This is a genomic window from Streptomyces sp. LZ34 (assembly GCF_053890475.1).
This window is the reverse complement of sequence record NZ_CM132680.1, coordinates 2,346,463-2,366,027: the sequence shown is the minus strand read 5'-3', so window position 1 is coordinate 2,366,027 and position 19,565 is coordinate 2,346,463. Positions and strand designations below refer to the sequence as shown.

20 protein-coding genes are annotated in these 19,565 nt (G+C 71.3%); 9 read left to right on the top strand and 11 right to left on the bottom strand.

Going from position 1 to position 19,565, the window contains the following annotated elements; all coding sequences use genetic code 11:
• Positions 1-134 precede the first annotated feature (134 nt).
• The gene (locus ACWY4P_RS08515; protein ID WP_456209634.1) at positions 135-971 is read left to right on the top strand and encodes an urease accessory protein UreD; all 837 of its coding nucleotides are present in this window, start codon (positions 135-137) and stop codon (positions 969-971) included.
• A 139-nt stretch (positions 972-1,110) separates the two neighbouring features.
• Positions 1,111-2,688 carry an alpha/beta hydrolase gene (locus ACWY4P_RS08510; protein WP_456212856.1) on the top strand — a complete coding sequence of 526 codons (1,578 nt, stop codon included), beginning with the start codon at positions 1,111-1,113 and terminating at the stop codon, positions 2,686-2,688.
• Between the two features lie 98 nt (positions 2,689-2,786).
• Here the strand turns inward: ACWY4P_RS08510 and ACWY4P_RS08505 are convergent, their stop codons facing one another.
• The gene (locus tag ACWY4P_RS08505) at positions 2,787-3,839 is read right to left on the bottom strand and encodes an NAD-dependent epimerase/dehydratase family protein (RefSeq protein WP_456209632.1); all 1,053 of its coding nucleotides are present in this window, start codon (positions 3,837-3,839) and stop codon (positions 2,787-2,789) included.
• A 337-nt stretch (positions 3,840-4,176) separates the two neighbouring features.
• Between ACWY4P_RS08505 and ACWY4P_RS08500 the strand changes: the two genes are divergently transcribed.
• From ACWY4P_RS08500 to ACWY4P_RS08480, 5 genes are all read left to right on the top strand, one after another.
• Complete coding sequence (locus tag ACWY4P_RS08500; RefSeq protein WP_456209630.1) at positions 4,177-5,703, top strand: ATP-binding protein; 1,527 nt, start codon at positions 4,177-4,179, stop codon at positions 5,701-5,703.
• Positions 5,704-5,728: 25 nt separating this feature from the next.
• Positions 5,729-6,115, top strand: a complete 387-nt coding sequence (locus ACWY4P_RS08495; protein ID WP_456212855.1) for a roadblock/LC7 domain-containing protein — start codon at positions 5,729-5,731, stop codon at positions 6,113-6,115.
• Positions 6,112-6,471: a DUF742 domain-containing protein gene (locus tag ACWY4P_RS08490; protein ID WP_456209629.1), complete on the top strand. Its 360-nt coding sequence runs from the start codon at positions 6,112-6,114 to the stop codon at positions 6,469-6,471. Before ACWY4P_RS08495 ends, ACWY4P_RS08490 begins: the two co-directional genes overlap by 4 nt.
• The gene (locus ACWY4P_RS08485) at positions 6,452-7,111 is read left to right on the top strand and encodes a GTP-binding protein (RefSeq protein WP_456209628.1); all 660 of its coding nucleotides are present in this window, start codon (positions 6,452-6,454) and stop codon (positions 7,109-7,111) included. The genes ACWY4P_RS08490 and ACWY4P_RS08485 overlap by 20 nt, the downstream gene beginning before the upstream one ends.
• Positions 7,112-7,311: 200 nt before the next feature.
• Positions 7,312-8,727: a cytochrome P450 gene (locus ACWY4P_RS08480; RefSeq protein ID WP_456212854.1), complete on the top strand. Its 1,416-nt coding sequence runs from the start codon at positions 7,312-7,314 to the stop codon at positions 8,725-8,727.
• On the opposite strand, the gene ACWY4P_RS08475 is transcribed toward ACWY4P_RS08480, so the two are convergent.
• From ACWY4P_RS08475 to ACWY4P_RS08455, 5 genes are all read right to left on the bottom strand, one after another.
• Positions 8,696-8,851 (bottom strand): hypothetical protein, encoded by a 156-nt coding sequence (locus tag ACWY4P_RS08475; RefSeq protein WP_043488071.1) that lies wholly within the window; start codon positions 8,849-8,851, stop codon positions 8,696-8,698. The two genes, ACWY4P_RS08480 and ACWY4P_RS08475, sit on opposite strands and share 32 nt — an antisense overlap.
• A 123-nt stretch (positions 8,852-8,974) precedes the next feature.
• Entirely contained in the window at positions 8,975-9,925 is a 951-nt protein-coding gene (locus tag ACWY4P_RS08470; RefSeq protein WP_456209627.1) for a cytochrome c oxidase assembly protein, read from the bottom strand.
• 114 nt (positions 9,926-10,039) lie between these two features.
• Positions 10,040-11,065, bottom strand: coding sequence for a 6-phosphofructokinase (locus tag ACWY4P_RS08465; protein ID WP_456209626.1), 1,026 nt, complete (start codon positions 11,063-11,065; stop codon positions 10,040-10,042).
• Between the two features lie 154 nt (positions 11,066-11,219).
• Positions 11,220-11,951 carry a type 1 glutamine amidotransferase gene (locus ACWY4P_RS08460; RefSeq protein ID WP_456209625.1) on the bottom strand — a complete coding sequence of 244 codons (732 nt, stop codon included), beginning with the start codon at positions 11,949-11,951 and terminating at the stop codon, positions 11,220-11,222.
• A 56-nt stretch (positions 11,952-12,007) separates the two neighbouring features.
• Entirely contained in the window at positions 12,008-13,246 is a 1,239-nt protein-coding gene (locus tag ACWY4P_RS08455) for a MurT ligase domain-containing protein (protein ID WP_456209623.1), read from the bottom strand.
• 235 nt (positions 13,247-13,481) lie between these two features.
• On the opposite strand from ACWY4P_RS08455, the gene def reads away from it, so the two are divergent.
• Positions 13,482-14,030, top strand: coding sequence for a peptide deformylase (gene def / locus ACWY4P_RS08450; protein ID WP_456209621.1), 549 nt, complete (start codon positions 13,482-13,484; stop codon positions 14,028-14,030).
• 95 nt (positions 14,031-14,125) lie between these two features.
• On the opposite strand, the gene ACWY4P_RS08445 is transcribed toward def, so the two are convergent.
• Positions 14,126-14,776 (bottom strand): TetR family transcriptional regulator, encoded by a 651-nt coding sequence (locus tag ACWY4P_RS08445; protein ID WP_456209620.1) that lies wholly within the window; start codon positions 14,774-14,776, stop codon positions 14,126-14,128.
• Positions 14,777-14,929: 153 nt separating this feature from the next.
• Here ACWY4P_RS08445 and ACWY4P_RS08440 point away from each other — a divergent pair, with 153 nt between their 5' ends.
• Complete coding sequence (locus ACWY4P_RS08440; protein ID WP_456209619.1) at positions 14,930-16,156, top strand: acyl-CoA dehydrogenase family protein; 1,227 nt, start codon at positions 14,930-14,932, stop codon at positions 16,154-16,156.
• Here ACWY4P_RS08440 and ACWY4P_RS08435 read toward each other — a convergent pair.
• From ACWY4P_RS08435 to ACWY4P_RS08420, 4 genes are all read right to left on the bottom strand, one after another.
• A complete protein-coding gene (locus tag ACWY4P_RS08435) occupies positions 16,153-17,298 on the bottom strand; it encodes an acyltransferase family protein (RefSeq protein WP_456209618.1) in 1,146 nt (381 codons plus the stop codon). The two genes, ACWY4P_RS08440 and ACWY4P_RS08435, sit on opposite strands and share 4 nt — an antisense overlap.
• 492 nt (positions 17,299-17,790) lie before the next feature.
• A complete protein-coding gene (locus tag ACWY4P_RS08430) occupies positions 17,791-18,606 on the bottom strand; it encodes an SAM-dependent methyltransferase (RefSeq protein WP_456209617.1) in 816 nt (271 codons plus the stop codon).
• The gene (locus tag ACWY4P_RS08425) at positions 18,603-19,157 is read right to left on the bottom strand and encodes a hypothetical protein (protein WP_456209615.1); all 555 of its coding nucleotides are present in this window, start codon (positions 19,155-19,157) and stop codon (positions 18,603-18,605) included. Before ACWY4P_RS08425 ends, ACWY4P_RS08430 begins: the two co-directional genes overlap by 4 nt.
• Positions 19,158-19,325: 168 nt before the next feature.
• Complete coding sequence (locus ACWY4P_RS08420; RefSeq protein WP_385616172.1) at positions 19,326-19,565, bottom strand: DUF397 domain-containing protein; 240 nt, start codon at positions 19,563-19,565, stop codon at positions 19,326-19,328.

Sequence of the window (19,565 nt, the reverse complement as noted above, 5' to 3'; positions counted from 1 at the left end):
CGGCAGGCGTGTGTCCCGCCGGGCCAGGCGTACCCGCCGCCGCGCCAGGCGCGCAGGCGGCCGAGGGGGCCCTGCCCGCCTCGGCGGGCGGCGTGCGGCCCGCTGAGTGGGACGAACCGGCCGCCACATCAGGCGTGCGTCCTGCCGCTCCAGGCGTACCCACCCCCGCGTCGGGCGTGCGGGCCGTCGCCCGGATCGTCGCCGAGGCGGACGGGCGTGGCGGGACCGCGTTGCCCGTGCTCGCCGGGGGCGGGCCGCTCGCGTTGCGGCGGACCCGGGCGGTGGAGGCGGAGGCGCGGGTGACCGTGGTCGGGGCGATGAGCGCCCCGCTCGGCGGGGACCGGCTCGCCCTCGATGTGGTGGCCGGGCCCGGGGCGCGGCTGTGCGTCGGTTCCGCGGCGGCCACCATCGCCCTGCCCGGCCGGTCGGCCGAGCCCGCCCACTACGACATACGGCTCACCGTCGGCGAGGGCGCGACGCTGTGCTGGCACCCCGAGCCGCTCATCTCCGCGCGCGGCAGCGACCTGCGGATGGCCTGCCGCGTCGAGCTCGCCCCCACCGCCCGTCTGCTGCTGCGCGAGGAGCAGGTACTCGGCCGGGCCGGAGAGCCGCCGGGGCGGCTGACGAACCGTCTGACGGTGTACCGCGCCGGGCGGCTCCTGCTGGACCAGGAGCTCGGCTACGGGCCGGGGACGCCCGGCTGGGACGGCGGCGCGGTCCTCGGCGGGTTCCGGGCGACCGGTCAACTCGTGTTCGTCGACCCGGCGTTCGAGGACCGGCCGGTGCCCGTCCGGCAGCTCGGCGAGACGGCGGTCCTCACCCCGCTCGCGGGCCCCGCCGCCCTGGTCACCGCGGTGGCGCCGGACGCGCTGCGGCTGCGGCGGCTGTTCGACGACGTGGCCGGCCGCGACGTGTCCGGGTGGCGCGAGGCCGTCCAAGGGGCCGTCGATGGCAGGATGTTCATGTGTTGATAAAGAAACGCTGATTTCATGCTTTGCCCTGTACCGACCGGTCAGTGAGGCGCGAGGATCCTCCTGACACTCTGTGATCATCGCCGCGACCGCGCGGCGCGAATTGAGCAGGGGGATTACCTACGTGAGACGTACAGCAATGCTCGGCGCGGCCGGCGGCGTGCTCACCGGGGCGCTGATAGCGGGCGCACTGGCCACGCCCATGGCCAACGCGAAGGGGCGTGTGCCGGGGGGATCGGCGGAGGCGCGCGGCGTTCAGATCGCCGCGGCCAGGGCCGCCGACGCGGGCATCGACTGGCAGGACTGCCCGGCCGACTGGGCTCTGGAGAAGCCCATCCAGTGCGGCTATGTGACGGTCCCGCTCGACTACGCCAAGCCGTATGGCCGCACCATCAAGCTCGCCGTGGACCGGATCGGCAACACCGGGAGCGCCACCGAGCGCCAGGGTGCGCTGATCTACAACCCGGGCGGGCCCGGCGGCTCCGGCCTGAAGTTCCCGCGCCGGGTCACCACCGAGAACCCGCTGTGGACGAAGACCTCGAAGGCGTACGACTTCGTCGGCTTCGACCCGCGCGGGGTCGGCCACTCGGCTGCCATCTCCTGTGCCGACCCGCAGGAGTACGTCAAGGCGCCGAAGCTGGACCCGGTGCCGGACAGCGAGGCGGACAAGCGCGTACAGCGCAAGCTCGCCAAGGAGTACGCGCAGGGCTGCGCGGAGCGCAGCGGATGGATGCTGCCGTACCTGACGACGCCCAACACGGCTCGGGACATCGACGTCATCCGGGCCGCGCTCGGCGAGAAGAAGCTCAACTACCTCGGCGTGTCCTACGGCACCTACATCGGCGGCGTGTACGCGACGCTCTTCCCGACGCATGTGCGCCGCATGATCGTCGACAGCGTGGTCAACCCGTCGCGGGAGAAGATCTGGTACCAGGCCAACCTGGACCAGGACGTCGCCTTCGAGACCCGCTGGAAGGACTGGACGGCGTGGGTCGCCAAGAACGACGCGACCTACCACATCGGCGACACTCCGGAGAAGGTCCAGAAGCAGTGGGAGACGCTGCGCGCGGCCGCCAAGAAGCACCCGATCGGCGGGGTCGTCGGCCCGGCCGAGCTGGTGGGCTTCTTCCAGAGCGCGCCGTACTACGACTCCTCGTGGGCCCCGGTCGCCGCGGTGTGGAGCGCCTATCTCGCCGGTGACGAGAAGCAGCTGGTCGAGGCGGCGGGCCCGGACCTGTCCGACACCGCGGGCAACATCGCCTCGGAGAACGGCAACGCCGTCTACACGGCGGTGGAGTGCGCCGACGCCAAGTGGCCGACCAGCTGGCGCACCTGGGACCGGGACAACACCCGGCTCCACACGGACTACCCGTTCATGACCTGGGCGAACGCCTGGATGAACCTGCCGTGTGCCACCTGGGACGCCCCGCAGCAGACCCCGCTGGAGGTCGGCGCGGACAAGGGGCTGCCGAAGACGCTCATCGTGCAGAGCACGCGCGACGCCGCCACCCCGTACGACGGTGCCGTCGAGCTGCACAAGCGGCTGAAGGGCTCGCGTCTGATCACCGAGAAGGACGCCGGCTCGCACGGTGTCACCGGCCTGGTCAACGCGTGCATCAACGACCGGGTGGACGCCTATCTGCTGAAGGGCACGGTGGACGCCCAGGACGTGACGTGCGGCCCGCACGCCACGCCCGCCCCGGCTGCCGCCAAGTAGCCGGAGCGAACCGGGCCCGGGCCCCGTTCCGCGGGTGTGTACGCACCCACGGAACGGGGCCCGGCGCCGTCAGCGCGCCCTGTTGGCCGTCAGCAGGATCACCGCCCGCCCTCGGCCAGCCACGCGTCCTCCGTGGCGTAGTCGAAGAGATCGCCCGGCGGCCCGTACGCCTTCGCCAGGAGCGGGAACGCCTCCCGCCAGTCCCGGCCGCCCGCCAGCTGACGGGCCGTCCACTCCACCGTCTCCGGCAGTGATTCGACGTACCCGGTCGCCGCCCGGTAGCCCAGCTCGCGCTCCGCCGCCGACATGTCCAACACCATCGGCCGGGGCGTGCTCCAGGGGGTCTGTCCCAGGCCCGGGCGCGGCGGCTCGCCGTCGATCGTGATCAGCTCGCTGGTGGCGCCCATCGCCGCGTCCACCGCGGCCGCGATCTCGGCGACCGTCGGCGCCTGGGGATCGCCCGCGTTGAGCGCCCGGGAGCCGGGCTTGCGGGCGGCCAGGCGGACCAGCTCGGCGAGGTTGTCCACGTGCACCGGGTGGAACCGGCTCGCGCCCCCGTGGGCGAGGATCCGCACCGGCCGCCCGTCGAGCACCCGCTTGACGAAGTACGCCTCGCGGGGCAGGGGGCTGTGCGGGCCGTGGATCGCCCCGGCGCGCAGCAGCGTGGTCGGCAGCCGGTCCCCGGCGTCCAGCAGCTCTTGCTCCAGCGCGACCTTGGCCGTGCTGTAGGTGTCCTCGCTCGGCGGGACGGTCGGCTGCGACTCGGGGAGCGGCACCGGGAACTCCGGGAAGCCGTCCGGCTCGTCCTGGGTGTCGAAGCCGCGGCCCCGGTCGTCCTGGTAGACGGCGCAGCTGGAGATCACCACCGCCGAGCCGATCCGATCGGCGAGGCCGAGCAACTGCCGGGCGTGGCCCGCCCCGTAGGCCACACAGTCCAGCAGCACATCGCAGCCGTCCCCGAGGGCCGCCGCCAGCGCGGCGTCGTCCTCCCGGTCCACGGTCACGGTCCGTACGTCCTCGGGCCACCGCTCGTCGCGGCCGCCGCCGCGCGAGGCGGCCCGCACCTGCCAGCCCTCGGCGGCGAGCGCGCGCACTGCCGCCCGCCCGATCTGTCCCGTGGCCCCGATCACGAATGCGTTTCCCATGGTCATACGGGGACGCTACGAGCCCTCCGGCGCCCTGGCCCAGGCCCGTTCGCCCTGCGCTGATCCGCTCTGGGCGCAACGGCCGCCCGGTCCAAAAGATTTCGATGAAGCAATGAAAATGAAAGAACCTGATCGGTTCTTGCGCTATTTCCATTCATGCTTCAGTGCATTATCGAGAAAAACGCATATTCGTCTCGGCATCTGGCGAAAGCGCTATGCTCCTTGGCTCATAGCGGGCTCCGGCTCATCACGAGCTTTTCGCACGCGGTTTCCCACGTTGCTCTCTCCATTGCTCTCTCCGTTGTTCTCTCCGTTGTTCTCTCCGCTGTTCTTAAGGACGCCCATGGTTTTTGCTGGCTCGTCACCTGGAGGCCGGCGGCCCGCCTCCGCGCTCGTATGGCTGATCCCTCCCGCCGCGACGGCGCTGGCCGCCGCCCTGGCCGCGGCCCGGGTCCCCACCGGGGCGCGGGCGGCGGTCGTCTGGTGCGGCCTGGCGGCGACGCTGGCGGTGGCCGTGGCGGCGGCGGAGGCGGTGCGCCGCGGGCGGGCCACCGCGGTGCTGCGCCTGAAGGCCGCCGAGCGGGAGGCCGCGCTGCGGCAGCGCCTGGTCGACCAGGAGGTGGAGACCAGGCGGCTGGCCAAGGAACTGCTCCCCGTGGCCGTGGATCGGCTGCGGCGCGGCGCGGAGCCCGCCGACGTGATGAAGGACATCGACCACGCGCCGTGCCTCGACCCGGACTTCGAGTCCGCGCACCGGGCGGTCCTGGAGGCGATGCTGCACACCGTGCGGGCCGAGGAGGACCTCAGGGACGCCGCACAGCGGGCCTTCGTCAACATCGCCCGTCGCGTCCAGGCCATCACCCACCAGCAGGCCTACGACATGCGGGAGATGGAGGACAAGCACGGCGCCGACCCCGAGGTGTTCGACGATCTGCTCCACCTCGACCACGGGAACGCGCTGATCGGCAGGATGGCGGACAGCATCGCGGTACTCGGCAACTCCCGCCCGGGCCGTCAGTGGCAGAACCCGGTGCCGCTGTACAACGTCTGCCGCGGCGCCATGTCGCGGATCCTGGAGTACCAGCGGGTCGATCTGCACTCGGTGGCGGACGTCGGCATCGTCGGCCCGAGCGTCGAGCCGCTGATCCACGCCATGGCCGAACTGCTGGACAACGCCACCCGCTACTCACCGCCGAAGACCCGGGTGCACCTGACCGCGGTCGAGGTCCAGTCCGGGGTCGCCATCGAGATCGAGGACGCCGGGGTGGGCCTGACGGAGGAGGCCCGCAGACGCACCGACCTGGTCTTGGCCCACGCGGCGGCCGGGCTCGACCTCAACGACCTGGGCGAGACGCCGCGCCTGGGGCTCGCGGTGGTCGGCAGGCTCGCCCACAAGTACCGCTTCCAGTTCTCGCTGCGCCCCTCCGCGTACGGCGGCGTCCGCGCGGTCCTGGTCGTACCGCAGAACATCACCTGCACCACCCCCGCGCCCGGCGGCATGATCGCCGTGGCCGCCAAGCTGCCCCCGCCCAAGCCGGTGACCCGGCCGACGCCCACCCCGCCGCCGACGCGTACCGGCCCCGGCCCCGACCTCGCGGGTCGGGTTCGCGTCCCGGTGCCGCACAACACCGTCGGACTGCCGCAGCGTCGCCGTCGGATGCCCCAGGTCACCCGGCCCGTCCGGGTCGAGACCGGCTCCGCGCCCGCGCGACCGGGGCCCCCGGCGTCGGCCGAGCCGCCCGTGGAGCCGGGATTGTGGCTGGCCCCGTTCTTCAACGGCATTTCCGGTGCGGCCGAGAACACCGAATCCGGCCGTCCGCACGGTGATGAATCGTCGAACACCTCGCATGAGTCGGATAAGGGTGAATAGGCAAGTGACGCAACCGCGGTACAACATGGACTGGATGCTCCGGGACCTGGCGACCAGCGTTCCGCAGACCCGCCACGTGGTGCTCCTCTCCTCGGACGGCCTGTGCATGGCACAGATCGGCACCGACGAGGAAACCGCCGACCGGCTGGCCGCCGCCTGCGCGGGGCTGCAGAGCCTCTCGGGGGCGATCGCCGCCGAATTCCCCGCGGGCGACGGGCGGATGAGACTGGTCGCCATCGAGGTCGGCGGCGGGTTCTTCTATCTGATGGCGGCGGGCGTCGGAGCGTATCTGGCGGTGCTGGCCGAGGAGAGCGTGGACGCCGGGCTCATGGGCCAGTGCATGAGAAGCCTGGTGGCCCGGCTCGGCGAACACCTGAGCAGCCCACCACGTGTCGACGGGCGGACGGCATGAGCGAACCGCGGGAGCGCCTCGCCGAAGGCGCCCCCGAGCGGCTGTACACCCTCACCGACAACCGCGCGCGCCGGTCCGGGCGGGCCGACGTCGAGTTGGTCACCCTGATCGTGGCGCGGGCCGAGCCGGAGCCGGGGACGCGCCCCGAGTGCGCGGCCCTGCTGAGGATGTGCCAGTTCCCGCTGTCCGTCGCCGAGATCTCCGCGTATCTGGCCCTGCCCGTCTCCGCGGTCGCCGTGCTGCTCACGGACCTGCTCGGAGACGATCAGGTGGAAACCCGGGCGCCGGTCCCCGCCGCCGCGCTGCCCGACCCCGAACTCCTCCAGGCGGTGATGCATGGACTACAGAAGCTCTGAAGCGCTCGCCGGCTCTGAAACGCGTGCCGGCTCCGAAGCGCTCGTCGGACCGCGCAGCGAGGACACCCTGCCGCCCTCGGTGAGCTCGGCGGTCAAGGTAGTGATCGTCGGGGGGTTCGGCGTCGGCAAGACGACGATGGTCGGCTCGGTGAGCGAGATCCGGCCGCTCACCACTGAGGAGACCATGACCCAGGCCGGGGTCGGCGTGGACGACATCGCCGGGGTGGAGCGCAAGACCGAGACCACCGTGGCGATGGACTTCGGCCGGATCAGCCTGAACGACCGGCTGGTGCTCTATCTGTTCGGCACGCCCGGCCAGGAGCGCTTCTGGTTCCTGTGGGACGGCCTGTTCGAGGGCGCCCTGGGCGCCGTCGTGCTCGTCGACACCCGGCGCCTGGAGGTCAGCTTCGACGTGGTCGGGCGGCTGGAGGAGCGCGCCGTGCCCTTCGTCGTCGCCGTCAACGCCTTCCCCGGGGCCCCCGTCCACCCCATGTCCGAGCTGCGCGCCGCGATGGACCTGCCCGACTCCGTACCCATGATCGACTGTGACGCCCGGGACCGCGGGTCCAGCCGCGACACCCTGCTGACTCTTGTGCGCTATCTGCGCTCCCTCATCACCGTGACCCCGGAGACCCCGTGACCCCACCCCCCGACCACCTGGGCACCGGCCCCTGGAGCGCCGACCATCTCAACGCCGACCACCTCGGCACGGACCACCTCGGCACGGACCACCTCGGCGCCGGGCCCGCGGCCCTGCCTCCCCCCGGATGCCCCGCCCACGCCGCCATCCGCTCCGGCACCGCGGCGGACCTCTTCGGCCCCGAGAACGAAGCCGACCCGATGGGCCTCTACGAGCGGCTGCGCGCCGAGCACGGCGCGGTGGCCCCCGTCCGGCTCGCCGGCGACCTGCCCGCGTGGCTGCTCCTGGGCTACCGGGAGAACCTGGAAGTGGCCCGCACCCCCTCCCGCTTCTCCCGCGACTCCCGCCACTGGGGCGACTGGCGGGAAGGCCGGGTCGCCCCCGACTCGCCGCTGCTGCCGGTGGTCGGCTGGCAGCCCATGTGCACCTTCGCCGACGGCGCCGAGCACGAGCGGCTGCGCGCGGCGCTCACCGAGAGCATGAACCGCTTCGACCGGCGTGGGATGCGCCGCCAGATCACCCGGTTCACCCACCAACTGGTCGACGCGTTCGCCGCCGACGGGCACGCCGAGCTGGTGACCGCATTCGCCCAGCAGCTGCCCATGCTGGTGCTCACCCATCTGCTCGGCATGCCCGACGAGTACGGCCCGCGCCTGGTCGAGGCCACCCGGGACCTGATGAAGGGCACGGAGACGGCCCTCAGCAGCAATGCGTACGTCACCGAGACCCTGGAGAACCTCGTGGCGCGCAAGCGCGCCGAGCCCGGCGCGGACCTGGCCTCCTGGCTGCTGGACCACCCCTCCGGGCTGACCCGGGAGGAGGTCGTCCAGCATCTGCGGCTCGTGCTGCTCACCGGCAACGAGACCACCACCAACCTGATGGCCAACACGCTGCGGATGGTGCTCACCGACCCGCGCTTCCGTGCCTCCCTGGCCGGCGGGCAGATGACCCTGCCGGACGCCATCGAGCATGTGCTGTGGAACGAACCGCCGCTCGCCGTGATCCCCGGCCGCTGGGCGACCGGCGACACGGAGCTGGGCGGGCGGCAGATCAGGGCCGGGGACATGCTGCTGCTCGGCCTGGCCGCCGGTAACGTCGACCCCGCCATCCGCCCCGACATCGCCGCGCCCATGTACGGCAACCGCTCGCACCTCTCCTTCAGCGGCGGGCCGCACGAATGCCCAGGCCAGGACATCGGCCGTGCCATCACCGACACCGGCATCGACACCCTGCTGCTGCGCCTGCCCGATCTGCGGCTGGCGGCCCCGGAGACCGAGCTGAGCTGGACGGCCTCATGGATCTCCCGCCACCTGGTGTCGCTGCCCGCAGAGTTCACGCCGCGCCACGGCGGCTCGGACACCGTGGAGACCGAGACAGGCCTGCTGGCACCGGACTTCCTGGCCCGCTATATGCCCACGCCGAACCGGTCGGACCCGCCGGACGCGTCGAGCCCGCCGGACGCGTCGAGCCCGCCGGACGCGTCGAGCCCGCCGAACCCGCCGGCGCTGCCGCGCGCGGTGGTCGCCGAGCCCGGGGCGCGGCCCTCCGGGCGCCGGTCGTGGTGGCGTTCCCTGTGGCGCGGGCTCAGGCCCGGGCCACCACCACCCCGACGGTGAGCAGCCCGAGCACCACCCAGCCGAACCAGAGCCACCCATTGCTGCCGAGGGCCACCGAGTACGCGGTCACCAGGACCAGGCCCCCTACCGTGCACGCTGTCATCGCCTTCGCAGATCCGGGCATCCCCGCAACCTCCTCAGCCCCCAACGGCCCAGAGGACATGGTCTTACGGACACCGCCCTCACCGCTAGAGAGCGTCAGGCGGCGAGGGCAGCGAAGTGATGCTCTTCTCCGACCGAAAGCGGCCTACCGGCCGCGGGCCTGGAGCGACGCCAGATAGGCGTTGTACGCCGCGAGCTCCTGGTCGCCGTCCCGGTCCGCCGTACGGTCCGCGCGCCGCGCCTGGCGCTGGTCGGACTTGTACCACTGGGCGACCAGCGCGACCAGGACGATCACCGAGGGGATCTCACTGAAGGCCCAGGCGATGCCGCCCGCAGCCGTCTGGTCGGACAGCGCGTCGATGCCGAGCGAGGCGGGCGGGTGCTCGTAGGCGCCGACCATGGGCTCGCTCGCCATCATCAGGGCGATCCCGAAGAAGGCGTGGAAGGGCATGCCCGCGAAGAGCTCCAGCATCCGCATCACATAGCCGGGCCGGTGCGGGCCCGGGTCCACCCCCATGATCGGCCAGAAGAAGAACAGGCCCACCAGCAGGAAGTGGGACATCATCGCGATATGCCCGACCTTGCTCTCCATGAGGAAGTCGAAGAGCGGGGTGAAGTAGAGCCCGTAGAGGCTCGCGATGAACAGCGGGATCGTGAACGCCGGGTGGCTGACGATCCGCACATAGCGGCTGTGCAAGAGCGCGACCAGCAGCTCCCTGGGCCCCTTGCGGCCGCGCGCGGCCGTCGGCAGGGCCCGCAGGGTCAGCGTCACCGGGGCGCCGAGCAGCAGCAGGATCGGGGAGACCATGCTGACGACCATGTGCTGGACCATGTGCACGCTGAACATGACCATGCCGTAGTCATTGAGCTTCGTGCACATCACCAGCGCGATGGTGAGGACCCCCAGCGCGAACGACACGGTCCGGCTCACCGGCCAGCGGTCGCCGCGCCGCATCAGCCGCGCCACGCCCCAGCCGTACAGGGCGAGCGCCACGATGCAGCCGATCAGGAAGAACGTGTCCCCGCCGAACTCCAGCCCGCGCGACAGCGTGAACGGCGGCAGATCCATGGGCATGCCGTGCCCGCCGTGATCCATGTGTCTCCCTTTTGCGCCCAAGCCGGCGCCGCTTTCGCGGACGTGGTTACTCGCCGTAGTGGTGGCGCAATTGATGGTCCCGGCGTCAGCCCCAGTTCTCGGCTGACGCGGTACTCAGAGTACGCACTCGGCCTCGGCGTACCGCTCCGCGGGTACCGTCTTGAGGTGCTCCACGGCCTCCGCGAGCGGCACCAGCGTGATGTCCGTGCCGCGCAGCGCCGTCATCTTTCCGAAGTCGCCGCGGTGCACGGCCTCGACCGCGTGCCAGCCGAACCGGGTGGCCAGCACCCGGTCGTACGCCGTCGGCGTGCCGCCCCGCTGGACATGCCCCAGGATCACCGGCCGCGCCTCCTTTTCCAGGCGCCGCTCCAGCTCGACGGCGAGCTGCCGGGCCACGCCGGCGAACCGCTCATGTCCGTAGACGTCCCTGCCGCCCGCCTCGAAGGCCATGGTGCCCTCGCGCGGCTTGGCGCCCTCCGCCACGACCACGATCGCGAACTTCTTGCCCGCCTCGAAGCGCGCCCCGACGACCTTGGTCAGCTCGTCGATGTGAAACGGGCGCTCCGGCACCACGATCGCGTGGGCGCCCGCGGCCATGCCGGAGTGCAGCGCGATCCAGCCGGTGTGCCGCCCCATGACCTCGACGATCAACACCCGCTGGTGCGACTCGGCGGTGGTCTTCAACCGGTCCAGGGCCTCGGTGGCCACCCCGACCGCCGTGTCGAAGCCGAAGGTCACATCGGTGGACGCGATGTCGTTGTCGATCGTCTTGGGGACGCCGACGATCGGCAGCCCGGAGTCCGACAGCAGCCGGGCCGCCTTGAGCGTGCCCTCTCCGCCGATCGGGATGATCGCGTCCAGGCCGAGCTCGGCGACATGTCCCTTGGCGCGCTCGACGCCGTCACGCAGCCGCGTGGGCTGCACCCGGGTGGAGCCGAGGATGGTGCCCCCGAGCGCCAGGATGCCGCTCACGGCGTCCAGGTCGAGCTTGCGGTAGTCGCACTCCAGCAGGCCCTTCCAGCCGTCCTGGAAGCCGATCACCTCGTCGCCATGGTCGACGACCGCGCGGTGCACGATGGACCTGATCACAGCGTTCAGGCCGGGGCAGTCGCCGCCGGATGTGAGCACACCAATGCGCATGGCCCTGATACCTCTGCAGTGTGGGCTGACGGCCGGACCGCGGCGTCCGGCGGGACCCCGCCACCCTACAAGCGAGGGGGGCGGCGGGGCCGTGGTGTGTCCGCCATGCGGGCGCCCGGGGCCGGCGGGCCGCCGGATACGAGGCCCGTGAGGCCTATGCGGAGGTCTGGGTGGCCGCCGCGATCCGCTCGTTGCGCAGCGCCTCGTACCACTGGTCGTTCACCGGCGGCAGCGCGTTCACATCCAGCGCCAGCTTCAGCAGCAGGTCCGCGATGTGCGGGTTGCGCGCCATCACCGGGCCGTGCATGTAGGTGCCGAAGACGGTGTCGTTGTACGCGCCCTCGGTGCCGTCGCCCGTGCCGTTGCCGTTGCCGAACCGGACGCGCGCGAAGGGGCGCGCGGCCGGGCCCAGGTGGGTGACGCCCTGGTGGTTCTCGAAGCCGGTCAGCGGCGGCAGCCCCAGCCGGTCGTCGATGTCGCCCAGCACATCGCCGACGCAGCGCTCGCCCTCGCCCCGGGTGCTGACCACATCGAGCAGCCCCAGGCCCGGCTCGCGCTGCCCGAGGTCGTTGATGAACTCATGACCCAGGATCTGGTAGCCCGCGCACACCGAGAACACGATGGCGCCGTTGGACACCGCGCGGTTCAGCCCGCCGTCGCGGCGCAGCCGCTCGGCCGCCAGCCGCTGCGGCCGGTCCTCGCCGCCGCCGATCAGATAGATGTCACCGGAGGTGGGGATCTGCTGGTCGGAACGGACGTCGAGGCGGGAGACCTCCAGTCCGCGCTGGCGCGCCCGGCGCTCCACCACCAGCGCGTTCCCCTGGTCGCCATAGGTACTCAGCAGGTCCGGGTAGACCCACACCAGGCGCAGGCTGTTCTGGTTCATCCGTCGCAATTCCCTTATGCCCTTTTCGCTCGTGGGGACTCACTCGTGCTGCGGACTCAGTTGCCCACGCGGCGGCGCAGGTCCTGGAACGCGGTGTAGTTGGCGATCGCCTCGATCCGGCCGGGCGGGGCGATCTGCACGGCCTCGTCCACGGTCTCGCAGACCCGGAAGTCCAGCCCGGCGACCTCCAGCCGCACCGCCAGGTCCAGCTTGCGGTCGCCGATCACACAGATCGGGTGCCCGGCGAGCCGGGTGTAGTCCACGTCCCACAGCCAGGAGGTGTCGGTGCCGTCCGCGCCGCGGGCGTTCACCGACAGGATCACCGGGGTGGGCGGCGGGTCGATCAGGGAGAAGGTCTCCAGCCATCCGGCGGGGTTCTTGGCCAGCAGCAGCCGCAGCTGGCGCTCCTGGAAGGTGACCACGTCGTACCGTCCGGCGACCGCCTGGACCTGGTACATCCGCTCCAGCGCCACCTGCGGCGGCACCCCGAAGGTCGCCGCGACGGCCGCCGAGGTGGCGGCGTTGGCCTTGTTGGCGCGGCCGGGGAGCTGGAGGTGGATCGGCCAGGCCGAGCCGTGCGGGTCCAGAACGTAGTCGCCGTTGAGCGCCCAGGTGGGGACGGGGCGGCGGAAGCCGCAGTCCGCGCAGACCCAGTCGTCGCCGGGGCGCTGGAGCACGCCGCCGCAGGACGGGCAGGACCAGGCGTCGTCCTTCCACTCCTGGCCCGCCGCGACCCAGACCACATTGGGCGAGGAGGAGGCGGCCCAGACGATCAGCGGGTCGTCCGCGTTCGCGATCACCACGGCCTTGGTGCCGGAGAGGCCCTCACGCCACTTCTCGGCGAGCATGCGCGTCTCGGCGGCCCGGTCGAGCTGGTCGCGCGAGAGGTTGAGCAGCGCGATGGCCTTCGGCTCCGTGTCGCGCGCCACCCCGGCGAGGTACTTCTCGTCGACCTCGATCACGCCGTAGCGGGCGTCGGAGCCGCCGGCGAGCGCCGAGGTGATACCAGCGGGCATGTTCGCCCCGAGCGCGTTGGAGACGACCGGCCCGGCCGCCCGCAGCGCCTCGGCGATGAGCCGGGTGGTCGTGGTCTTGCCGTTGGTCGCCGACACCAGGATCACGTCCAGGTGCCGCGCCAGCCTGCCCAGCAGCTCGGGATCGAGCCGCAGAGCCACCTTGCCGCCGATCACCGATCCGCTGCCGCGGCCCGCCGCCCGCGACACCGCCGCCGCGGCCTTGCCCGCCGTCACGGCCAGCTTGGCCCGCGGCGACAGCGGCTCCGAGTTGCCTGCCATCGTCTTCGTCCTCCTCGCATACCGGCGCCGCGCTTGCCCCCTGAGGCGCCGGTGGTACGCCCCCTCCGGGCCGAATCGCCAGCCGGGAGGCCACGGTCGGGGATCAGCCTATCGAGATCCGGGGGCTGTCCCGAATCTCACCCGCACAACCTAGACGAGTAAGCCCGCGGCCGCGCCGTGCGTAAGCCCGCAGCGGCGCCGTGCGTCCCTCACCGGACGCGTACGCTTTGTTGCCATGCGAAACGGCGCGATCCCGGGCAGTCACGGACTGGTGCGGCCGATGCGGCTGCTCGGCGATCCGGTGCTGGCCATGCCCTGCGAGGAGGTCACCGTCTTCGACGCGGCCCTGGTCCGGCTGGTCGAGGACATGTACGCGACGATGTACGCGGCGCAGGGCGTCGGTCTCGCCGCCAATCAGGTCGGGGTGGGTCTGCGGGTGTTCGTCCATGACTGCCCGGACGACGAGGACCGCCGGCACCTGGGGCATGTGGTCAATCCGCGGCTGGTCGAGGTCGGCGGGGTGACGGTACGGGGGCCGGAGGGCTGTCTCTCGCTGCCCGGTATCGAGGCGGGCACCCCGCGCCACGACCACGCGGTCGTGGAGGGCGTGACCGTGACCGGGGAGCCGGTGCGGGTGGAGGGCACGGGCTTCTTCGCGCGCTGTCTGCAACACGAGTGCGACCACCTCGACGGGCGCCTGTTCACCGACCGGCTCACCGGACTGCGCCGCCGCCGGGCGCTGCGGGCCGTACGGCGGGCGCCCTGGGCCGCGGACGCCTCCTAGACCTGTGACCCCGTCCAGAACCGCGGCCCAGTCCAGACCCTGTGGCCCAGTCCAGACCCTGTGGCCCCGTCCAGACCCTGTGGCCCCGTCCCCGCTCAGAAGCCGGGCGCGCCGACGCGGTCGTCCATCGTGGTCAGCCGCCCCCACAGCAGATCGGTGAGATGCCTCACCAACTGGGCGCGGGAACAGGGCCGCTCGCGCAGCCACCAGTCGCCCGCCGCGTGCATCATGCCGACGATCCCGTGTCCCCAGACCCGGGCCAGCTCCGTGCCGCCGGGGCCGAGCTCGAGCCGATCGGCGATCACCTTCGCCAGCTCCTCGCCGAGGCGGCGCAGCACCGGGGCCGAGTGGCGGCCGACGTCGAAGCCCCGCTCCGCCTGGGGGGCGTCCTCGGCGGGGTGCATCAGGAAGCGGTAGACCTGCGGGCGTGCCTCTATCGCCGCCAGATAGGTGTCCAGCGTGGCCTCGACGCGCTCCCGGCGGTCGTTGGGGGCGTCGAGGGCGGCGCGCAGTGAGGCGAGCAGCGCGTCGGTGTGGCGCTTGGCGAGGGCGCGGTAGAGCCCGCTCTTGTCGCCGAAGTGGCGGTACAGGATGGGTTTGGTGATGCCCGCCTCCGCCGCGATGGCGTTCATCGAGGCGTCGGGCCCGTCCCGCAGCACCACCCGGTCCGCCGCCTCCAGCAGCTCCTTGCGCCGCCGCTGGGCCGCCTGCTGCTGATCGTCGCGCTGGCTGGTGCCGGTGTCCATGAAGTCGCCTCCCGCCCCCTGATGCTTCTTTACGCCTGCGAAACGTAACACCCTTGGCTGGTGCGAGGGGGTGGATCGGCGGGGGGAGTTGACATCGTCTACTCATGAGTAACAGACTCTAGTTACCGACGGTAATAGTCAGGTGGAGGGGTAATGCCGGAATTCTCGTTCGAGCTCGACGACGACCAGAAGGCGGTCCGCGACTGGATTCACGGATTTGCGGTCGATGTGGTGCGCCCGGCCGCCGCGGAATGGGACGAGCGGGAGGAGACCCCCTGGCCGATCATCCAGGAGGCCGCCAAGATCGGACTGTACTCGCTGGACTTCTACGCCCAGCAGTACTTCGACCCCACCGGCCTCGGCATCCCGATGACGATGGAGGAGCTCTTCTGGGGCGACGCAGGCATCGCGCTCTCCATCGTCGGCACCTCCCTGGCCGCCGTCGCCGTCCTCGCCAACGGCACCGAGGAACAGGTCGGCACCTGGATCCCGCCCATGTACGGCGACGCGAACGACGTGAAGGTCGCCGCGTTCTGCTCCTCCGAGCCGGACGCCGGGTCGGACGTCGCCGCGATGCGCACCCGGGCCGTCTACGACGAGGCCAAGGACGAATGGGTCATCAACGGCACCAAGACCTGGGTCACCAACGGCGGCATCGCGGGCGTCCACGTCGTGATCGCCTCCGTCGACCCGGAGCTGGGCGCCCGCGGCCACGCCTCCTTCGTGGTGCCCCCGGGCACGCCCGGCCTCTCCCAGGGCCAGAAGTTCAAGAAGCACGGCATCCGCGCCTCGCACACCGCCGAGGTGGTCCTGGAAGACGTCCGCGTCCCCGGCCACTGTCTGCTCGGCGGCAAGGAGAAGCTCGACGAGCGCCTCGCCCGCGCCCGCGAGCGGGCCCGCGCCGGCACCGAGCGCGGCAAGAACGCCGCCATGGCGACCTTCGAGGCCTCGCGCCCGGCGGTCGGCGCCCAGGCGGTCGGCGTGGCCCGCGCGGCGTACGAGGTCGCGCTCGAATACGCCAAGAACCGGGTGCAGTTCGGCCGGCCCATCATCGACAACCAGGGCATCGCCTTCCAGCTCGCCGACATGCGCACCCGGATCGACGCGGCGCGCCTGCTGGTGTGGCGCGCCTCCTGGATGGCCACCGCGGGCAAGCCCTTCACCGCCGCCGAGGGGTCGATGTCCAAGCTCTTCGCCGGGGAGACGGCGAAGGCGGTGACGGCCCAGGCGGTGCAGATCCTCGGGGGCAACGGATTCACCCGTGAGTACCCGGTGGAGCGGATGCACCGCGACGCGGCGATCTTCACGATCTTCGAGGGCACGAGCGAGATCCAGCGGCTGGTCATCGCCCGCACCCTGTCCGGTATGCAGATCCGTTAGACCTCGGTCCGGGCGGTCGCCGCGGCCGCGGCATCAGCGGCTGCCGGCGAGCGACCCCAGCGACGCATGGCGGGGCGCTCGACCAGCGCGTACAGACCCCAGGCCACGAGGATCGAGACGAGGAGGCCGCCCACCAGGAAAAGGATGCCGACAGGGGTCGACCACATCGGCCCGGAGGGCTGGCCAATGGCGTTGGGCTGCGATCCGAACGCCCGGTGGCCGTACTTCAGGACCATGTGGTGGACCAGGTAGAAGGCGAAGGAGATCTCCCCGAGCCACACCATGGCACGGCTGCTCAGCCAGGTTTGCCGGCCCTTGACGTCCGACACGGCGGCGGCCGTGATCAACAGCGCGAGGGGGATGACGGTCGGCGTCCCGTAGTCGTAGAGCGCCGGGTGCTCGATGTGGATGGTGCCCACGTACGCCACGACCCCCAGCAGCGCCGCGGGCAGGACGCCCAGACCGATCCACCGGCCGGTGAGCAGGATGCGGGCCATCAGCATGCCAAGGACGAACTCCAGCAGGCGGCACACCGGGAAGACATAGACGAAATAGATCTGCTCGTACGACACCGGCAGGGTCGGGTAGGGAGGGTAGCCCGTCACGAGGTTCCGGGAGATCACCGGCACCAGCACGATCAGGGCGGCGATTCCCACGGCGGCGTACCAGAGCTTGCTCGGCGAGAGCTTGCCGATGACCTTGATGAGGAGCGGAAAGGACAGGTAGAAGAACAGCTCCACCGACAGCGACCAGCTCACCTCGTTGCCCGTGGACACATAAGCGGTGTCCGGCACCCAGGCCTGGAGCAGGAACACGTTGGGGAGTGTTTCGGGAAACGCGATCGCCGTGCTGGTCAGCGACATCAGGATCAGGGCGGCGGCGAGCGTTACCAGATGGTTGGGAAAGATCTTGACGATCCGGCGGCGCCAGAATCTTCGTGTGGTGTCGGAGGGCCGCATCGACCAGGTCAGTACGAATCCGCTGAGGATGAAGAAGAACGAGACGCCGACCGGGCCGGCATTGCTGAACCACCGGTAGTAGTCGGCGGTGACCTCGCCGTCCCGGAAGACGGCCACCGCCGATCCGTGTACGGAGAACACCATGACCGCGGCGAGGAACCGCAAGCCGGTCAGTGAGGGCAATCTGGAAGTCGTGGGTCTGGGCATCACAAAAGCGCCTTCCTGGTCTGGGGACGGATTCGGCGACAAATGCGGTGACGAAATGGGAGGAGCGGCCTCGGGAGGGGGATTCAGAATTCCGCTACGAGCCAGGGTGCATAAAGCTCGCGGACCCCACCCCTGGTGCGGCGGGATAAACGACAGACAGTACGGCGTCGACGCCAACTCACGACTCTGTTCCCCCGTTACGCCGGCATGCTAGGCCGGATATGTCCGATGCCTTTCACCGCGCAAAAGCCGTATGGCGGGCCGTGTCTTCGCGTGGCCGCCACCCGTTCAGGGAGGACCGTAGCAAGGTCACGCTTCTTCGTGTCAAGGAATCGGCAATTCTATTCCGTGAAGCGCTGTGATGCCGGGGGAGCCAATTCAGTGGAAAATGCTCGCTACCCAGACAGAGCCGCCTCTGCCCGGTCCGCACCGGGGAGAGGCGGCTCTGTCCGGGGAGGAACGGGGTCCTCAGGATTTGCGTGCGACGCCCCCGTGGACGTCCGTCTTCTCGATGGGCGCGTCGGTGGGCTCGGGGCGCCACAGGGGGCAGGAGACGATGCCGGGCTCGATCAGTTCCAACCCGTCGTAGAAGCGCGTGATCTGGTCGAGGGGGCGCAGGACGTACGGGACGGCACCGGTGTCGTCGTAGCCCTGCTGGGCCTCCTTGAGCGCCCGGTCCGTGTCCGTGCTGTCGTAGTGCACGAAGTAGCTGCCGGAGGGGAGCGCCTCCTGGAGCCGCCGCGTGATGGCCACAGCCTCGTCATAGTCCTGGATATGGCCCAGGATGCCCATCAGCATCAGCGCGACGGGGCGGCTGAAGTCCAGCGTCTTGCTCGCGGCCTCGATGATTCTGTCGGGCTCGTGCAGATCGGCGTCGATGTAGTCGGTGACGCCCTCGGGGGTGCTGGTCAGCAGGGCCTGGGCGTGCCTGAGCACCAGGGGGTCGTTGTCGACGTAGACGATGCGGGCCTCGGGGGCGATCCGCTGGGCGACCTGGTGGGTGTTGTCGTACGTCGGCAGCCCGGTGCCGATGTCCAGGAACTGCCGGATCCCGGCCTCCCCGGCCACATGCGTCACCGTGCGGATCAGATACGCCCGGGAGGCGCGGGCCATGTCCTCGATGTTCGGCGCGACCTGGCGGTACTGGTCGCCGGCGATCCGGTCGACCTCGTAGTTGTCCTTGCCGCCCATCCAGTAGTTCCAGATGCGAGCCGAGTGCGGCACGGACGTATCGATCTTGCCTAAGGCCGCCTGCCGACCGGGGGTGGACGAGCCGTGAGTCATCTAGGGATTCTCCTGCCATGCGTGAGGCCGTGCTCGGAGCTCCAACTTACCGCCGCGGCGGGATACTTCACGGCGCCTGAGCCCACGGTGAACACCGGGACGTGCTGGGAGAGGGTCGTGAAGGCGCGCTCATAGGCGGCGGTCGCGGCCTCGGTCTCCGCCATGGCCGCGGCCGTGGCCACGGCGCCCCGCCTGGCCGGCCGCTCCGTGGGCGTCGGCGGCGGAGCCGTGAGATGGACGAACGCGCCGCCGCGCTCGGCCACCGTCTCGGCGAAGTCGAAGGCCTCGATCCACGTCACCCGGGAGTGTCCCCGGCGCAGCGGCCCGTAGACGAGCTCGCCGACGAACCCGGAGTCCACCGCGAGCGGCCCGGCGCGCCGCAGCATCTCCCGGTACGGCCGCGCCGGGTCGAGCGCGGGCAGTTCGGTGGGCGAGCGCTCGACGGCGAACCCGTGGCGGTGGGCCAGCCAGGTCAGCAGCCCGGCCCGGGTGGCGCCGGCACAGCCCTCCACGATCAGTACGCGGTGCCGCGCAGCCTCGTGAAGGTCCATCCCCGCCACCCCGGTCATCTCACAGCCGTCCGTCGATCTCGCACGGGGCATTCAGTGTGCGGGGCCCGGTCGTTGGAGGGGAGTCCGGGGCCGGGTTGTGCGGTTGTGCGGGCGTAGTGGTTCGCGGGATGGCTTTCCGGGATGGCTTTCCCCGGTGGCGGGGGCCGTTCAGGCGATGAGGAAGTCGGCCCGGCCGGCCTTCGCGGCTTCGAGGAACGAGGCGACCTCGGCCCGGGAGTAGATCAGGGCGGGGCCGGCCGGGTCCGTGGACTGACGGAGCGCGACCCGGCCGTCCGGCAGCCGCTTGGCCTCGATGCAGGTGCCGCCGTTGGTTCCGCTCCAGGGCTTTTCCCAGCCCTCTGTACCGAGGTCCATGGCCGGCATTCCGCTGTAGACCGGGTCCGTCAT

Excerpts from the sequence above, each read along its gene's own strand:
- ACWY4P_RS08480 (WP_456212854.1), top strand. The coding sequence starts at position 7,312 with ATGGGCCTCTACGAGCGGCTGCGCGCCGAGCACGGCGCGGTGGCCCCC.
- ACWY4P_RS08430 (WP_456209617.1), bottom strand. The coding sequence starts at position 18,606 with ATGACTCACGGCTCGTCCACCCCCGGTCGGCAGGCGGCCTTAGGCAAG.
- ACWY4P_RS08500 (WP_456209630.1), top strand. The coding sequence starts at position 4,177 with ATGGTTTTTGCTGGCTCGTCACCTGGAGGCCGGCGGCCCGCCTCCGCG.
- ACWY4P_RS08490 (WP_456209629.1), top strand. The coding sequence starts at position 6,112 with ATGAGCGAACCGCGGGAGCGCCTCGCCGAAGGCGCCCCCGAGCGGCTG.
- ACWY4P_RS08460 (WP_456209625.1), bottom strand. The coding sequence starts at position 11,951 with ATGAACCAGAACAGCCTGCGCCTGGTGTGGGTCTACCCGGACCTGCTG.
- ACWY4P_RS08495 (WP_456212855.1), top strand. The coding sequence starts at position 5,729 with ATGGACTGGATGCTCCGGGACCTGGCGACCAGCGTTCCGCAGACCCGC.
- ACWY4P_RS08420 (WP_385616172.1), bottom strand. The coding sequence starts at position 19,565 with ATGACGGACCCGGTCTACAGCGGAATGCCGGCCATGGACCTCGGTACA.
- ACWY4P_RS08440 (WP_456209619.1), top strand. The coding sequence starts at position 14,930 with ATGCCGGAATTCTCGTTCGAGCTCGACGACGACCAGAAGGCGGTCCGC.
- ACWY4P_RS08455 (WP_456209623.1), bottom strand. The coding sequence starts at position 13,246 with ATGGCAGGCAACTCGGAGCCGCTGTCGCCGCGGGCCAAGCTGGCCGTG.
- ACWY4P_RS08510 (WP_456212856.1), top strand. The coding sequence starts at position 1,111 with ATGCTCGGCGCGGCCGGCGGCGTGCTCACCGGGGCGCTGATAGCGGGC.
- ACWY4P_RS08475 (WP_043488071.1), bottom strand. The coding sequence starts at position 8,851 with ATGCCCGGATCTGCGAAGGCGATGACAGCGTGCACGGTAGGGGGCCTG.
- ACWY4P_RS08470 (WP_456209627.1), bottom strand. The coding sequence starts at position 9,925 with ATGGATCACGGCGGGCACGGCATGCCCATGGATCTGCCGCCGTTCACG.
- ACWY4P_RS08505 (WP_456209632.1), bottom strand. The coding sequence starts at position 3,839 with ATGACCATGGGAAACGCATTCGTGATCGGGGCCACGGGACAGATCGGG.
- ACWY4P_RS08445 (WP_456209620.1), bottom strand. The coding sequence starts at position 14,776 with ATGGACACCGGCACCAGCCAGCGCGACGATCAGCAGCAGGCGGCCCAG.
- def (WP_456209621.1), top strand. The coding sequence starts at position 13,482 with ATGCGAAACGGCGCGATCCCGGGCAGTCACGGACTGGTGCGGCCGATG.
- ACWY4P_RS08485 (WP_456209628.1), top strand. The coding sequence starts at position 6,452 with ATGGACTACAGAAGCTCTGAAGCGCTCGCCGGCTCTGAAACGCGTGCC.
- ACWY4P_RS08465 (WP_456209626.1), bottom strand. The coding sequence starts at position 11,065 with ATGCGCATTGGTGTGCTCACATCCGGCGGCGACTGCCCCGGCCTGAAC.
- ACWY4P_RS08425 (WP_456209615.1), bottom strand. The coding sequence starts at position 19,157 with ATGGACCTTCACGAGGCTGCGCGGCACCGCGTACTGATCGTGGAGGGC.